Source organism: Candidatus Methylomirabilota bacterium (assembly GCA_035315345.1).
GTDB lineage: Bacteria > Methylomirabilota > Methylomirabilia > Rokubacteriales > CSP1-6 > CAMLFJ01.
On sequence record DATFYA010000091.1, the window covers coordinates 38,811 to 53,272 of the forward strand.

12 protein-coding genes are annotated in these 14,462 nt (G+C 71.3%); 6 read left to right on the forward strand and 6 right to left on the reverse strand.

Annotated features, from left to right (window positions below):
• The first annotated feature begins 141 nt into the window (after window positions 1-141).
• The 4 genes from VKN16_12155 (at window position 142) to VKN16_12170 (ending at window position 5,153) form a co-directional block, all read left to right on the forward strand.
• Complete coding sequence (locus VKN16_12155; protein ID HME94960.1) at window positions 142-1,650, forward strand: MFS transporter; 1,509 nt, start codon at window positions 142-144, stop codon at window positions 1,648-1,650.
• Window positions 1,651-1,738: 88 nt separating this feature from the next.
• Entirely contained in the window at window positions 1,739-4,093 is a 2,355-nt protein-coding gene (locus VKN16_12160; GenBank protein HME94961.1) for a xanthine dehydrogenase family protein molybdopterin-binding subunit, read from the forward strand.
• 156 nt (window positions 4,094-4,249) lie between these two features.
• Entirely contained in the window at window positions 4,250-4,639 is a 390-nt protein-coding gene (locus VKN16_12165) for a response regulator (GenBank protein ID HME94962.1), read from the forward strand.
• Between the two features lie 13 nt (window positions 4,640-4,652).
• Entirely contained in the window at window positions 4,653-5,153 is a 501-nt protein-coding gene (locus VKN16_12170) for a hypothetical protein (protein ID HME94963.1), read from the forward strand.
• A gap of 29 nt (window positions 5,154-5,182) precedes the next feature.
• Here the strand turns inward: VKN16_12170 and VKN16_12175 are convergent, their stop codons facing one another.
• Window positions 5,183-5,815, reverse strand: coding sequence for an isochorismatase family cysteine hydrolase (locus tag VKN16_12175; GenBank protein ID HME94964.1), 633 nt, complete (start codon window positions 5,813-5,815; stop codon window positions 5,183-5,185).
• 202 nt (window positions 5,816-6,017) lie between these two features.
• Here VKN16_12175 and VKN16_12180 point away from each other — a divergent pair, with 202 nt between their 5' ends.
• The gene (locus VKN16_12180) at window positions 6,018-6,446 is read left to right on the forward strand and encodes a CBS domain-containing protein (protein ID HME94965.1); all 429 of its coding nucleotides are present in this window, start codon (window positions 6,018-6,020) and stop codon (window positions 6,444-6,446) included.
• Window positions 6,447-6,467: 21 nt separating this feature from the next.
• Entirely contained in the window at window positions 6,468-6,827 is a 360-nt protein-coding gene (locus tag VKN16_12185) for a hypothetical protein (GenBank protein ID HME94966.1), read from the forward strand.
• On the opposite strand, the gene VKN16_12190 is transcribed toward VKN16_12185, so the two are convergent.
• From VKN16_12190 to VKN16_12210, 5 genes are all read right to left on the reverse strand, one after another.
• Window positions 6,828-8,921, reverse strand: a complete 2,094-nt coding sequence (locus tag VKN16_12190) for a glycosyltransferase family 39 protein (GenBank protein ID HME94967.1) — start codon at window positions 8,919-8,921, stop codon at window positions 6,828-6,830.
• Window positions 8,922-9,086: 165 nt separating this feature from the next.
• Complete coding sequence (locus VKN16_12195; protein ID HME94968.1) at window positions 9,087-10,415, reverse strand: nitroreductase/quinone reductase family protein; 1,329 nt, start codon at window positions 10,413-10,415, stop codon at window positions 9,087-9,089.
• Between the two features lie 51 nt (window positions 10,416-10,466).
• Window positions 10,467-10,943, reverse strand: coding sequence for a hypothetical protein (locus VKN16_12200; protein HME94969.1), 477 nt, complete (start codon window positions 10,941-10,943; stop codon window positions 10,467-10,469).
• A 46-nt stretch (window positions 10,944-10,989) separates the two neighbouring features.
• Window positions 10,990-12,579, reverse strand: coding sequence for an alpha-amylase family glycosyl hydrolase (locus tag VKN16_12205; protein ID HME94970.1), 1,590 nt, complete (start codon window positions 12,577-12,579; stop codon window positions 10,990-10,992).
• A 48-nt stretch (window positions 12,580-12,627) separates the two neighbouring features.
• A complete protein-coding gene (locus VKN16_12210) occupies window positions 12,628-14,250 on the reverse strand; it encodes an alpha-amylase family protein (GenBank protein ID HME94971.1) in 1,623 nt (540 codons plus the stop codon).
• Window positions 14,251-14,462 lie beyond the last annotated feature (212 nt).

Genomic DNA, 14,462 nt, shown 5'->3' on the forward strand with positions numbered 1-14,462 from the left:
GTGTCAGTGGAAGTGACGGCCGGCGTCGCGGCGCGCGGGCGCCGGCCTTCTCAGAATGACGCGATCGACGCGGATCCACGAGCGAATCAGCCGCCGGATTCGACGCGGATCCGTGGCCTGAGACGTGCATTCTCTGCTCGTGTGAAGTCGCTCCGTGCTTCCGTCGTCCTCACGTCGCTGGCCCGCATCGCTTCCGCCTTCTCGATCCCCCAGCCGGGCGAGTCACTCCCCGGGTCGAGCCCCGCGCTGTCGGGCGCGCCGGCCCCGGGTCCGGCTCCGGCCGCTCCCGGGCGGCTCGCGGCACCGGGGCGCCCGCTGCGCCGCTCGCTCAACGCGGCGGTGGCCGAGGGCGCGTTCGCCGAGGTCTTCGGCGCGTGCGCCACCGGCGCGGTCATCACCGGCTGGGCGCTCTACCTGGGCGCGAGCGCGGCGCTGATCGGCCTCCTGGGCGCGCTGCCGCTCGGCGCCCAGGTCGCGAGCCTGCCCGCCGCGTGGTTCACCAGCTCCCGCAGCCGCAAGGCGGTCGCGCTGTGGGCGGTCGGCATCTCGCGCATGACGTTCCTGCCCCTGCTCGCCCTGCCGACGCTCGACGCGACGCCGGCCACCAAGCTCCACCTCTTCCTGGCCATCGTCGCGATCAGCACGGTCGCCAGCGTCATCGGCAATACCGCGTGGGCGGCGTGGATGGGCGACCTCGTGCCGGAGCGCCTGCGCGGGCGATTCTTCGGACGCCGGACGATCTTCCTCAGCATCGCGGGCACGCTGACGTCGATCGGGGCTGCGATCCTGCTGGACCGCCTGGCCCCGCTCGGCTGGACCGGCGCCGCGCTGTCCGGCCTCACCGCCGCGGCCTGCCTGGCCGGCGTGGCCAGCGTGTCCCTGATGCTCCGCCAGCACGAGCCGCACGCGGCCGCCGAGCCCAGCGTCCCGGCCTGGCAGGCGCTGCGCCTCGCCCTGCGCGATCGGCGCGCGCGGCCGTTCCTCGGCTACCTGCTCGCGTGGAACGCGGCGGTCGGCATCTCGGCCAGCTTCTTCGCCTACCACATGCTGACGAACCTCAAGACCGGCTTCCTCGTCGTCGCCGCGCACGGCGTGGGCGTCGCGGTGGTGCGCATCCTCTCGGCGCGGTTCTGGGGCCACGCGGTGGATCGTATCGGCGCGGGACCCGTGCTGATCTTCTGCTCGTTCGGCATCGCGGCGGTTCCGCTCACCTGGTTCTTCGTCACGCCGGAGCGCCTGTGGCCCATCGCGGTGGACGCCGGCTTCGCCGCGTTCCTCTGGGCCGGCCACGGCATCGCCGCCTTCGACCTGACGATCGGGCTGGCCCCGCGCGCGTCGCGACCGATCTACCTGGCCGCCTTCGCCACCGCCGGCGGTCTCGGCTTCGGCGCGGCCTCGATCGCCGCCGGGCAGCTCGCCGCGCTCATCCCGCTGCACTTCGAGCTGCTCGGCGAGGTGTGGACCAACCTCCACGTGCTCTTCCTGCTCTCCGCGATCGGCCGCCTCGCCTCCGCCGGGCTCTCGCTCAGGCTGCACGATCCGGGCGCGCGGGGCACCGTCCCCGAGCTGGTGGCCGCCCTCGCCGACCGCCTCGGCATCGGCGTCGTGCGCCCCTACCTGCCCGTCCTGGCGCGCATCCACCGCCGCTAGTTCTCCCTGCCCTCCCGGGGGAGGGCAGGGTGCGGAGCCTCGGTTTGCTCCCGTCCTGCCGCGCATGGCATAGTTACGACCCGCCGCCATGAGCGATCCCGTGACGATCCAGAAGTTCGCGATGGGCCAGTCGGTGTCTCGCGTCGAAGATCCCCGCCTCGTCCAGGGCCTCGGCCGCTACTCCGACGACGTGAACCTGCCGCGCCAGGCCTACGCGGTGGTGGTCCGCTCCCCGCACGCCCACGCGCGCGTCGTCGCCATCGAGACCGCCGCCGCGCGGCAGTCGCCCGGCGCGCTCGCGGTGCTGACCGGCGCCGAGCTCGCGGCCGACGGCGTCGGCCACCTCCCGACCGATGCCACCCGCAAGCGCCGCGACGGCTCGCCCGCGTTCACGCCGCCGCGGCCGGCGCTGGCGCGCGACCGCGTCCGCCACGTCGGCGATCCGGTCGCTCTGGTGGTCGCCGCGAGCCCGGAAGCCGCCGCGGACGCCGCCGACCTCGTGGTCGTCGACTACGCGCCCTTGCCCGCGGTGACCGGCGCGGAGCGCGCCACGCGCCCCGGCGCGCCCGCGGTCTGGGACGAGGCGCCCGACAACGTGGCCTTCGTCTGGGAGGCGGGCTCGCGCGACACGGTGGCGCGCGCCTTCGCCCAGGCCGCGCACGTCACCCATCTCGACTTCGTGGTGACGCGGGTGGCCGCGGCGCCGCTCGAGCCGCGTGCGGCGGTGGGCGATTTCGACCGGCGCAGCGGGCGCTACACGCTCTACACCGGCATCCAGGGCCCGCACGGCCTGCGCGCGCAGCTGGCCGAGCAGATCCTCCGCGTGCCGCACGGGCAGGTGCGCGTGGTGACCGACGAGGTCGGCGGCAGCTTCGGCATGCGCAGCGGCATGTATCCGGAGCTGGTGCTCGTGCTCTGGGCCGCGAAGCGCCTCGGCCGCCCGGTGAAGTGGACGTCGACCCGACGCGAAGGCTTCGTCAGCGACGAGCCCGGCCGCGACAACGTGTCGGCCGCCGAGCTGGCCCTCGATGCGCGCGGCCGCTTCCTCGCCCTGCGCGTCGCGTTGAAGGTCGACATCGGTGCTTACCTCACGCCGCGCAGCGCCGGCCCGGCCACCAACAACGTGGGCGGGCTCGCCGGGACGTACACCACCCCGGCCATTCACATCGAGAGCACCGGCGTGTACACGAACACCACGCCCACCGGTCCCTACCGCGGCGCCGGCCGGCCCGAGGCCACCTACGCGATCGAGCGGGTGATCGACGTGGCGGCGCGCGAGCTGGGGATCGATCCCATCGAGCTGCGCCGGCGCAATCTCATCCCGCCCTCCGCGATGCCGTTCAAGACCGGGCTCGTGTTCACCTACGACTGCGGCGAGTTCGAGCGGGTGATGACGATGGCCCTGACCCGGTCCGACCGCGCCGGCTTCGAGCGCCGCCGCGCCGAGGCGCGGGCGCGCGGTAAGCTGCTCGGCCTCGGCCTCGCGAATCCGATCGAGGTGGCGGGCGGCCCGTATACCTCGGTCAATCCCGACACCGCGGAGCTGCGGATCAATCCCGACGGCTCGGTCTCGCTCTTCGCGGGGACGACGTCGATGGGCCAGGGCAACGAGACCGCGTTCGCCCAGATCGTCAGCGATCGGCTCGGGGTGCCGCCCGAGCGCATCCAGGTCTTCTGGGGCGACAGCGACGCGCTGGGCGCGGGCCGCGGCAACGGCGGATCGGGCGCGATCTCGGTGGGCGGCGCCGCGGTGCTCCGCGCCACCGAGCGCGTCGTCGAGCGCGGCCGCCGCCTGGCCGCGCACCTGCTGGAGGCCGCGGCCGAGGACGTGACCCTGCGCGACGGGCGGTTCGTCGTCGCGGGCACCGATCGCGACGTCGCGTGGAGCCGCGTCGCGCGCGCCGCGTATCAGCGCACTCAGCCGGCCGGCCTCGAGCCCGGCTTCAGCGAGACCGCGACGTTCACGCCGCCGTCGGTCACGTTTCCCAATGGCTGCCACGTCTGCGAGGTCGAGATCGATCCCGACACCGGCGCGGTGCGCGTGGTCCGCTACACCGTCGTGGACGACGTCGGGCGCATGATCAACCCGCTGCTCGTGAAGGGCCAGATCCACGGCGGCGCCGTCCAGGGCCTGGGTCAGGGCCTCGCCGAGGTGCTCGCCTACGACGAGGCCGGACAGGTCCTCGCCGGCTCGTTCATGGACTACGCGATGCCGCGCGCCGACGACGTGCCGTCCTTCGACGTCGACGCCCACGAGGTGCCGACGCGGGTCAACCCGCTGGGCGCCAAGGGCGTGGGCGAGGCCGGCACGGTGGGCGCGCTGCCCGCCCTGCTCAACGCGGTCAACGACGCGCTCGCCCCCCTCGGCGTGCGGCACCTGGACATGCCGGCGAGCCCCGAGCGGGTCTGGCAGGCGATCCGGGTCGCCGGGCGCGTCGTGTAATTCCTACCCGGGCGACGTCACCTCGCGAACAGGGCTTGCACGGATGCGGTACAAGTGCGCTTGAATCCGTGCGTAGTTCGGTGGCACCTCGGATGCAGCCCCGACGGCATACCGGCGGCGACGCAGTTCCCAAGTCGGCCCGGCGCGAGGTGACAGATGGCCCTCCAATCGACCGTGAGCACGAGCGCCGGACGAATCCTGGTCGTCGACGATGACAAGCGGGCGCGCGACTTCATCGTCTCGAGCCTGCGCGCCGACGGCCACGAGGTGGACGCCAGCAGCACCGGGCTCGAGGCCCTCCGCATGCTCGGCCGCAGCTGGTACGACCTGATCGTGTCCGAGCTGCGCATGCCCGAGCTGGACGGGCCCAGCCTCTACTCGGAAGTCACGCGCCGCTGGCCGAGTCCCCCGCCCATGCTCTTCGTCTCCGGCCTCGGCAACACCTCCGCCTACGACGGCTTCCTCGAGGTCATTCGCGCGCCGTTGCTGACCAAGCCGTTCCGGAGCGGATCGCTTCGCCGGATCATCAAGCGCCTGCTCGAGTAGCCGGCGACCTGTCATGTCGCGCTGCTGCCTTCCGATCGTCGCCGCCGTCGTCTCAGTGCTCGCCGCCGGCTGCGCCTCGTCGCTCTCCACCGCGATCCCCGCCTACCCGAGCGCGGGTCAGCTCGAAATGGACACGCTGGCGTGCGAGCAGACCGCCACCGGCCGCGCCGAGTTCGAGCGGCGCGCGGACTACATGGCCTGCATGATCGCGCAGGGCTATCGCACCTATGTGTCGGCGGCGACGTACTGGGCCATGGCCGAGCTCACGGTCTCCGCGCCGAGGAAGCCATCGCAGGGGCAGGTGCGGCTCGATCTCCAGTCGTGCGCGACGGAGGCCGGCGCGGTCGCGGGCGCGCGCAGCGGAGAGCTGGCCGAGGCGGTGGACTGGGTGAACGCGAAGGTGCTGCGGCGCGAGCCCGGGCGGGACGGCGACGCGCTCGCGACCGCCTTCGCGCGGTGCTTGACGAAGCGGGCGTACGCCACACGACCGGTGAGTCGCGTCGCCGCAGAGTAGCCGGTCCTCGAAGAGACCACCCCTCTCACCTACCGCCGCCCCCGCCGCCGGCCCGCGCCTCCCCGCAGCCCCTTCACGTCCATCGCCTCCACCGGGCGCGTGTCCGCCTCCAGCGCCCGGCGCATCACCGCGAGCGCTCGCCGCCGGTCCTCGGGCTGCCGCGCCGCCACGCAATCCTCCGGCACCACCACGCGGTAACCGCGCATGTGCGCCTCGTGCGCGGTGAGCAGGATGCAGCTGTCGGCGAGCAGCCCGGTGAGGATCAAGGTGCGGGCACCGAGATGCTCGAGCAGCAGGTCCAGCGTGGTCGAGTGGAACGCCGAGTGCTTCGGCTTCAGCACGAAGTAGTCGCGCCGATCGGGCCGGAGCAGCCCCGTGATCGCGCGGCTCCGGGCACCGGCCCGCAGGCAGTGGGCCACCAGGGTGCGAAAATCGGACCGCCACCGGCCGAAGTTGTCGTTGACGTACACGGTGGCGATGCCGGCACCGCGCGCGAGCTGCTTCAGCCGCCGGATCCGCTGGGCGACGGGCAGCGCGTCGGCTGCCACCTGCCGCCCATCCGCGAAGTCGAAGTCGTTGATCGCGTCGATCACGAGCAGCACCACCGGCGAGCGATCCGGTGCGCTGCCGTGGAGGTTACGCGCGGCCGCGCGGGCGCTCATGCGATCAGGCTACACCCTCTTCCCGGCCGGTAAAGGACACCCGGCACTCTCTGCCGCCCGCCGGCTCCGCGGCGGGGCAATCGCGGACGCGAGGAGCGGAATGCGCATCCGGCGGTCTGCGGCACAGGCCTTGCTGCCGTCGACTGGAGGTGCGGGCGCGACGCACGCGGCCCGCCTCAACCGGTGCCAGGAGGAGCTCCCAATGGACACAGCAGACCGCATCCGCGACGTGATGACCCCGAACCCGCAGGCGCTCCCCGCGAGCACGACCGGACGAGAAGCGGCGGAGGCGATGCGCGCCAACGATATCGGCAACGTGGTGGTGACCGACGACAACGGCAACCTGGCCGGGATCCTGACCGATCGCGACCTCGTCGTGCGGGTGATCGCGGAAGGTCGCGACCCGCGTGCCACCCGCATCGGCGACATCGCGAGCCACGACCTGGCCGCCGTTGCCCCCGACGATCCGGTGGGGCGCGCGGTACAGATCATGCGAGAGAAGGCGGTGCGGCGGCTGCCGGTGGTCGAGAACGGCAAGGTCGTGGGCATCGTCAGCATCGGCGACCTGGCCCTCGACCGCGACCCGGACTCGGCACTCGCCGACATCTCCGCCGCGCCGCCGAACAGCTAACATTCAGCCATGGAGGCCGTCATGAAATGGAAGCTGCTGGGCGTGATCACGATGAGTGGCCTGATGCTGGCGGCCGAGGCGGGCGCCCAGACCCCGAGCGGTGGTACCGGCCCCGGCGCGCCGACGTCTCAGCCCGGTACGCCGGTCTCACCGAGCAGCCCGACGACACCCGGCGGCCCGGGCACGCTGAATCCGGCTCTTCCGAGCACCGGAGCGACGGACCCGACGCGGCCGGGCGGCAGCACGCCGGGCACGAACGTGCCGGGCCGCGGACGCGACCTCGGCCTGCCCTGCCCGGCCGGCCAGGCCCGACCGACGGGCAGCTCGATGTGCACGCCGGTGCCTCCGGGGTCGCCGGTATCTCCGCCGAGCACGCGGTAGTCAGCGGGCTCGGAGCCGGTAGACGATCACGTCCCGGCTCAGGTCCTCACCACTGAGCCGGTCGAACTCGCCAGCCTTCTCGACGAGCCAGTCCCACACCGGAGATGTCGCGGTGTACTCCGATCGCGGTCCCACTGCGATGACGTCCACGGGCTGGGCGCGCAGGTACCGAAGCATCTCATCGGCGTCGTGCTGAGCGCCGAGGGCCAGATATGTCAGCGGCCGCTGGATCCGCTTGCCATAGAGGAGGTACGAGGCGTGACACTCCCAGAATCCGATCCGCGCGCCGGGGTCGAGCCCGTCCACGAGCCGGCCGAGCCCGCCGAAGAACTCGTCCTGGAGACGGTAGCGTACGCCGCGAGCCGCCCACGTGCCGCACGTGATCACCGCGACCGCGACCACCACCGTGACGGCCACCCCGAGCCGCGTCCGCCCGGCTCCTCCGGCCAGGAGATCGCGCACCCGTCGGCGGGCCGACTCGCGATCGGCCAGCAGCACCAGCCCGGCGATGGCCAGGACCAGGACGCCCTGCTTCGAGAACCTGATCCCGCCGTTGGCGAAGATGACCGCGGCCAGCGTGGCCAGCGCGGCCAGGAGCCACTCACCTCGGCGCCGTGCCCGGACCGCGCCCGCGGCCAGCGCGGCCAGGATGCCCCAGAACGGAAACGAGTAACGCATCTCCTCCCCCATCCACGACGTGAGCTCGGCCTCCGGGGCGTACGTCGCGCTCCACGGACCGGCCACGTAGAAATAGAAGGCGGCCGCGCACACCAGCAGGAGCGGCACCAGGACCGGGCGCCCGCGCGGCCGTCGGAGCATTCCGACAGAGGTGCCCGCGCCGAGCGCGATGAGGAGCAGCGCCGGCAGCCCGAGAAAGTCCGCGAAGGCCTGCCGCAACACATTCCAGTGGTGGAGGTTGCTGACGGAGAAGCGATGCAGAAGGGTCGTCTCGTCGACCCAGGCCCGAGTCATCGATCCGGTGAACACGATCCGGCCGAAGACGGAGATCTCGAGGAAGCCGAGTGGATTGCCGGTGGCCAGCACGTTTCGCACGTACCAGGAGCCGCCGAGCAAGCCGACGCTCAGGACGGCCAGCCCGATCAGGACCGGCTGCCCTCTCTCCAGGACCGGCCAGGAGCCCCGGCGGGAGTGCCAGAATAGCCAGACCGAGAGCAGCAACACCAGGGCGGCATAGGGGATGCCGGACATCTTCGTGCCCAGCAACATGCCGAGGCCGGCGACCGCCACGAGTTGCGAGAAGCGACAGCGGTAGCGCCAGGCGCGCATCGTGAAATATACGCTCGCCACGAAGAAGGCGCCGAGCGGCAGGTCGTTGTGGGCGGTGGACACGCTCTTCAGACTGAGCGGCATGACCGCGATCAGGACGGCGGCCAGGATGGCGGCGAAGCGGCGAGCGCCGGCGACCCGGCCCAGGGAGTAGGTCGCGAGGCCGAGGATCAGCCAGGCCAGCAGGTTCGGGAGCAGCACGAACTGATCGTGGCCTGCGGATGCCAGGCCGATGAAGAGCAGCGCGCTCCAGCTGTACGGGTACGAGTTGATCGGGTGGTCGGCCGGCCCGTGCTGCTCCAGCGGTCGGGCGAAGCTCGCCTGCTGGTACCACTCGGCCACGCGCGGGAGCTGGTAGTCCAGCGAGTCCCAGTCGGACACCGGCAATGCCAGCACCCGCAGCGTCAAGACCACGGCGAACCCGCAGGCGACCGCGATGAGCCACCGCTCGGGAGCCGGACGGCTCGCCGCGATCCGCCCGCGATCGGCCGGCTCGGCGACCGAGGCGAGCGAGCGCCACGACCCCGCCCGCGCGCACGAGGCCAGACCGCAGGCCAGGACGACGACTTCCAGAAAGAGGATGTTCACGAATCTCAGCCGGCCGAGCCAGCCCAGCAGCACGACGACCGACCCCTGTACGACGGCCCAGAGGACGAGAGCCGCCAGGATCCGGTCGGTGGGCGAGAGCGGAATCCGCGCGCGGGGACCCGCCGAAGACGTCAAGTAGATGAGGAGCGGAACCGGTGCCGCGCTCACCGCCAGCAGTGCGACAACACCGGCCAGCTGAGAGCCGAGGGTTGCCGTCATCGACGCGCAGTCATCCACGATCCTTCGGGGCCATCGGGTTCACGGCAAAGCGCGCGGCCTCACGTCGTCGGCCACGGGAGCGGAAGGAAGGTAGACCATCCGCCGGGGGATGGCCAGCCGAATGTGTCCTTACAGGGTCTGGCGAGCGCGGGGGGGAGCCAGACGCTAGGCCCGGGGCTCGGCCACGAAGACGGGGATGCGGCGCGACGTCTTTCCCTGATACTCCTCGTACGGCGGGAAGGCGGCGACGGCGAGCTTCCACAGCCGCGCGCGCTCCGCCTCGTCGCTCACCTCGCGCACCCGCATCGGCTGCACCGCGGTGTGGTCGCGGATCTCGACGTCGGGCCGCTCGCGCAGGTTGTAGACCCAGACCGGATTGGTCGGCGCCCCTCCCATCGAGCCCACCAGCACGTAGTTGGCGCCGTCCTTCACGCGCATCAGCGGCGTCTTGCGGATCGCGCCGGTCTTCTTGCCGGTGTGCGTGACGATGATGACCGGCAGCCCGGTGTCCCGCAGCGTGGTGCCCTGAGTGCCGCCGCTGCCTTCATAGAGCTCGACCTGCTCGCGCACCCACTGGCGCGGACTCGGGATGTATTCCGGCATGCGTTCTCCCTCGCGTGCGATCACCCGGCTGACCGCGGTGTAGTAGTGGTGTCGGTACCCGGCCGCCGCGGTGCGCTCCATGAGACGGCCGGTCGTGGTGGCCTGCTCGAGCGTCAGCCCCGCCGACTCGGCCAGCGCCAGCGCGTACGACAGATCCTTGATGATGTAGCTGGTCGGGAACGCGCCCTGCGTCGGATGCGCATCGGGCAGCAGCGATTTCATCCCGTGATTGCGCAGCACGAAGCTGTCCGCCGAGCCCTTGGCGAGCGTCTCGAAGAGCACGCGCGGGTCCACCGCTCCGGAGGCGCGGGCCACCGCCATGGCCTCGGCGAGGGCCACGACCGTCTGGGCGACCACCATGTTGTTCATCAGCTTGACGGCCTGCCCGGCGCCGACCGGCCCGCAGTGGGTGATCTCCGTGCCCATGCAGGCCAGGTATGATCGCAGCCGCTCGAACACCGCGCCGTCGGCGCCGACCATGATCGAGAGCGTGCCGTCCCGCGCCGCCTGGGCGGTGCGGGCCACCGGCGCATCGGCGAAGTCCACGCCCAGGCCGGCGAATGCGTGCCCCAGCTCGCGGGCCAGTGCCACCGGCGTGGTGCTCATGTCCACCAGGGTCTGCCCCCGCCGCATGGCGGTGGCGAGGCCGTCGGGCCCGAGCGCCACCGCGCGGACTTCTCGCTCGCCGGGGAGGCACAGGAAGATGAAGTCGGCGCGGTCTGCGACGTCGCGAGCCGAGGCGGCCGCGGTCACTCCGTCGCGTGCGAGCGCGGCGAGCGGCTCCCCGCGCCCGTCGAAGCCGACGACCGCCGCCTTCGACTTCCTCGCCAGGTTGCGACACATGGACTCGCCCATCACTCCGAGTCCGATGAACCCGAGCGTCGTCGCCATGCCGATCACCCCCCGCGGGAGTGTCTCAGCTTTCGACGGGCGGGGCCAGCCCTAGCCGGCGAGGCGCCACTGGGCGATCGACGCGCGCGCGTCACCACCGCTCTTGTCGGGGACGATCACGAGCTCGAGCGCGGTGACGCCGGAGAGGTCCACGCGATAGTCCTCCGCCTCGCGGATGCTCTCGGGCGGGCCGAAGTTCCACTGCTGGCGGACGATGTCGCGGAACGTGCGCCCGCCGTCCGGCGACCAGCGCAGCACGAACTCCTGCGTGCGCGCGGCGTCCGCCTCGATGAACAGCAGCCACACGCGGCTCAGGCGCTGCGGCTGGTCGAAGACCAGGCGGATGGTCTGCTCGCCGGGCTGCGCGGCGCGCCAGCCGCTGTCGTCGCCGAGGATCAACGCTGATTCGATCGGATGGGCGGCATCCTCGGAGGTGACCTCCACCTGCGCCACCTGCTCGACGTCGATCCATTCCTGCTCCGCGGGCTCCGCTTCGGTGGCCGCCGGCCTGATCACACGCTTGCGCATCGCGGTCCTCCTCTCCTCAGTGTCACCCTGGCCGTCAAGCCTCGATTCAGCCGAGCGACCGGGGCACGACCGCACCGGACGCGAGGGACAGTACGACACCCTCGTCACCGCGCAGGCCGAGCTCGCCCTCGACCTTCTCGCCGTCCCGGTCTCCGGCGCTCGACACCACGATCTCGCCGCGCAGCTGCCGATCCGGGAACGCCACCACCGCGTCCTCCCGGCCCAGGTTCAGGCCGATCAGCATGCGCTCGTCGCCGTGCTGGCGCACGTAGAGCAACAGGTCACCGCTGGCCACGATCGGCCGGTAGTCGCCCCGCTGCAAGGCCCGCGAGCGCCGGCGCGCGGCGATCAAACGCCGGTAGAGTTGGAAGGTGGAGGCCGGATCCAGCCGCTGGTGCTCGACGTTGTCGGTGCCGAAACCGGCGGCCACCGGCAGCCACGGCTCCGCCGTCGAGAACCCGGCGTGGGCGGTGGCGTCCCACTGCATCGGCGTGCGCGCCCCGTCCCGCCCGCAGCCGATGCCCGGCACGTTGCGCTCGAACGGATCCCGCACGCGATCGGGCGGGATCGGCACCTGGGTCATGCCGATCTCGTCGCCGTAGTAGATGGTGGGGGTTCCGCGCAGCGTCAGCAGCAGCATCGCCGCAACACGTGCCTGCGCCGGGCCAACTCGGCCCGCGATGCGCGGGCGGTCGTGGTTACCGAGCACCCAGTTCGGCCAGCCGCCCGTCGGCAGCGCCGCCTCGTAGTCGTCGATCAGCTTGGCGATCTCGCGGGCCCGCCACGGCGTCGACAGCAGCGTGAAGTTGAACGGCATGTGCGTGCCTCCCAGCTCGACGCCGTAGTAGGCCATCAGCCGCTCGATCGGCAGGTAGATCTCGCCGATCAACACCCGATCGGGGAACTCGTCGACCACGCGCCGCATGCCGGCGATCGCCTGGTGCACCTCGGGCAGATCCGCGGTGTAGACGGGAAGCAGCGCGTGGCTCGGCGGCTCGCCGGGCTGATAGACGGGATTCGGCGGGTTGTCGCGGAACTGATCGTCCTTGAGCAGGTGCCAGATCACGTCCACCCGGAAGCCGTCGACCCCGCGGCGAAGCCAGAAGCGCATCACCTCGTGGATCGCGTTGCGGACCGCCGGATTGCGCCAGTTGAGATCGGGCTGCGCGGCCAGGAACGCGTGGTAGTAGTACTGCCCGGTGGTGTCGTCCCGCTCCCACGCGCTGCCGCCGAACGCGGACAGCCAGTTGTTGGGCGGACCGCCCCCCGGCGCGGGATCGCGCCAGATGTACCAGTCGCGCCGTGCGCTCTGCCGCGAGGCGCGGCTCTCGCGGAACCACGGGTGCTGGACCGAGGTGTGGTTGGGCACGAGGTCGAGCAGGATGCGGAGCCCCTGCGCGTGGGCCGCGGCCAGCAGCGCGTCGAACTCCTCGAGCGAGCCGAAGATCGGGTCGACGTCGGTGTAGTCGGCGATGTCGTAGCCGAAGTCGGCCATCGGCGAGGGAAAGATCGGCGAGATCCAGGCCGCGCCGATGCCGAGCTCGCCCAGATAGGGCAGCCGCTGCCGGATGCCGCGCAGGTCGCCGACGCCGTCGGCGTTACCGTCCTGGAATGAGCGCGGATAAACCTGATACATGACCGCGGTCTGCCACCAGGCAAGCGGGGCCAGGGAAGCCACGGCCGGTCAGCCCCGGGGCGGCGTCTCGATGTCGCTGCGCTTGAGCAGGTAGTCCAGGCCGCCGACCCGAAACCAGCGGTACCCGTACGCCTCGAGCAGCAGACGATGCTTGCCGTCCTCCGCGGCGAACGAGTGATGCTCGGACAGCACGTTCGCCAGAGTCCGGCCCTCCGGCCCCGGGATGCCCGAGTCGAACGACACCTCGCGCGGCGAGTCCGAGAGGTTGTGCACGAATAGCGTCGAGTTGTTCCGCCAGTCGTAGCGCATCACCAGGATCGCGGGATCGCGCACCGGCAGGACTTCGAAGTTGCCCCAGCCCACCTCGGGCACCTCCTTCCGCATGCGGATGATGCGCTCCGTCCAGTTGAGCAGCGATCCCGGATCGCGGCGCTGCACGGCGGCGTTGACGTGCTGGTAGCCGAACGGCCCCTCGCTGATCACCGGCACCACCGGCTTGTCGGCCTTGGTGAAGCCGCCGTGGGGCTCGGCCGACCACTGCATCGGTGTCCGCGAGCAGTTACGCTCGGGCAGCCCGAGGTCATCCCCCATGCCGATCTCGTCGCCGTAGCGCAGGACTGGCGTGCCGGGCAGAGTGAACATCAGGCTGTAAGCCAGCTCGAGGAGCCGGCGGTCACCGTTCAGCATCGGGGCGAGGCGGCGCCGGATCCCGCGCTTGTAGAGCTGCATGGTCTCCTCGGGCCCGAAGCACCGGAAGACCCGCTGACGCTGCTCGTCGGTGAGCCGGCCCAAGTCGAGCTCGTCGTGGTTGCGCAGGAACAGGCACCACTGCGCGGTCTCGGGCCGGCGCATGGTGGCCTTCAGTGCACGCGCCAGCGGCCGGCGATCGGAGGCGGCGAGCGCGTAGAACAGGTTCTGGTTGACCTGGAAATTGAACATCATGTGCATGCGGTCGCCGTCCTTGCCGAAGTACTCCAGATCGGTGTCGGGCAGGACGTTGGCCTCGGCCAGGATGATCGAATCGCCCACGCGCCACTGCAAGAACGCCCGCAGCGTGCGCAGCAGGTCGTACTGCTCCATCGGCTTCTTGACGTGGGGGCCCTTGGTATTGATCACGAAGGGCACCGCGTCCATCCGGAAGCCCGAGACGCCGAGCTGGATCCAGAAGCCCATGATCTTGAGGATCTCGGCCTGCACGTGCGGGTTCGAGGTGTTCAGGTCGGGCTGAAAGTCGTAGAAGCGGTGGAAGTACCACGCGCGCGCTTCGCTGTCGTAGGACCACGTGGACTTTTGCACGCCGGGGAACACCATGCCCTCGTTCGCGTTCGGCGGCTTCTTCTCGGACCACACGTACCAGTCGCGGTATTTCGACGCGGGATCCCGGCGCGCCTGTTGGAACCATGGGTGCTGGTCGGAGGTGTGGTTCACGACCAGGTCAATGATGACGCGGATGCCGCGCTGCTTGGCTGCGTGCGTGAACTCGACGAAGTCGCCCAGTGTGCCGTACGCGGGATTGACCCCGTAGTAGTCGGACACGTCGTAGCCGTCGTCCTCTCCCGGCGAGGCCTGAAACGGCATCAGCCAGATCGCGGTGATCCCGAGACCCTGCAGGTAATCCAGCCGGCGCATGAGGCCCTCGAAATCGCCGATGCCGTCGCCGTTGGAATCCATGAAGGTGCCGACGGAGAGGCAATAGATGACTGAGTTCTTGTACCAGAGGTCGTTGATGACGGGCGCCGAGCCCGCGGCCCCGTTCCTGGTGCCGTTCGACTCGGGAGGTCGCGCGGGGGCGCGCCGCTTCACTCGTTCCACATGGTGCTCCAGCCGCACTGCGGGCACGGAGCCGGCGGCGCGTCGGCGCGCAACGCCTCTTCGGGAGTGAC

Bases quoted from the DNA above. Each gene is read 5' to 3' on its own strand.
- VKN16_12205 (HME94970.1), bottom strand. From the start codon at position 12,579: ATGTATCAGGTTTATCCGCGCTCATTCCAGGACGGTAACGCCGACGGC.
- VKN16_12180 (HME94965.1), top strand. From the start codon at position 6,018: ATGGACACAGCAGACCGCATCCGCGACGTGATGACCCCGAACCCGCAG.
- VKN16_12185 (HME94966.1), top strand. From the start codon at position 6,468: ATGAAATGGAAGCTGCTGGGCGTGATCACGATGAGTGGCCTGATGCTG.
- VKN16_12165 (HME94962.1), top strand. From the start codon at position 4,250: ATGGCCCTCCAATCGACCGTGAGCACGAGCGCCGGACGAATCCTGGTC.
- VKN16_12190 (HME94967.1), bottom strand. From the start codon at position 8,921: ATGACGGCAACCCTCGGCTCTCAGCTGGCCGGTGTTGTCGCACTGCTG.
- VKN16_12175 (HME94964.1), bottom strand. From the start codon at position 5,815: ATGAGCGCCCGCGCGGCCGCGCGTAACCTCCACGGCAGCGCACCGGAT.
- VKN16_12160 (HME94961.1), top strand. From the start codon at position 1,739: ATGAGCGATCCCGTGACGATCCAGAAGTTCGCGATGGGCCAGTCGGTG.
- VKN16_12170 (HME94963.1), top strand. From the start codon at position 4,653: ATGTCGCGCTGCTGCCTTCCGATCGTCGCCGCCGTCGTCTCAGTGCTC.
- VKN16_12195 (HME94968.1), bottom strand. From the start codon at position 10,415: ATGGCGACGACGCTCGGGTTCATCGGACTCGGAGTGATGGGCGAGTCC.
- VKN16_12200 (HME94969.1), bottom strand. From the start codon at position 10,943: ATGCGCAAGCGTGTGATCAGGCCGGCGGCCACCGAAGCGGAGCCCGCG.
- VKN16_12210 (HME94971.1), bottom strand. From the start codon at position 14,250: ATGGATTCCAACGGCGACGGCATCGGCGATTTCGAGGGCCTCATGCGC.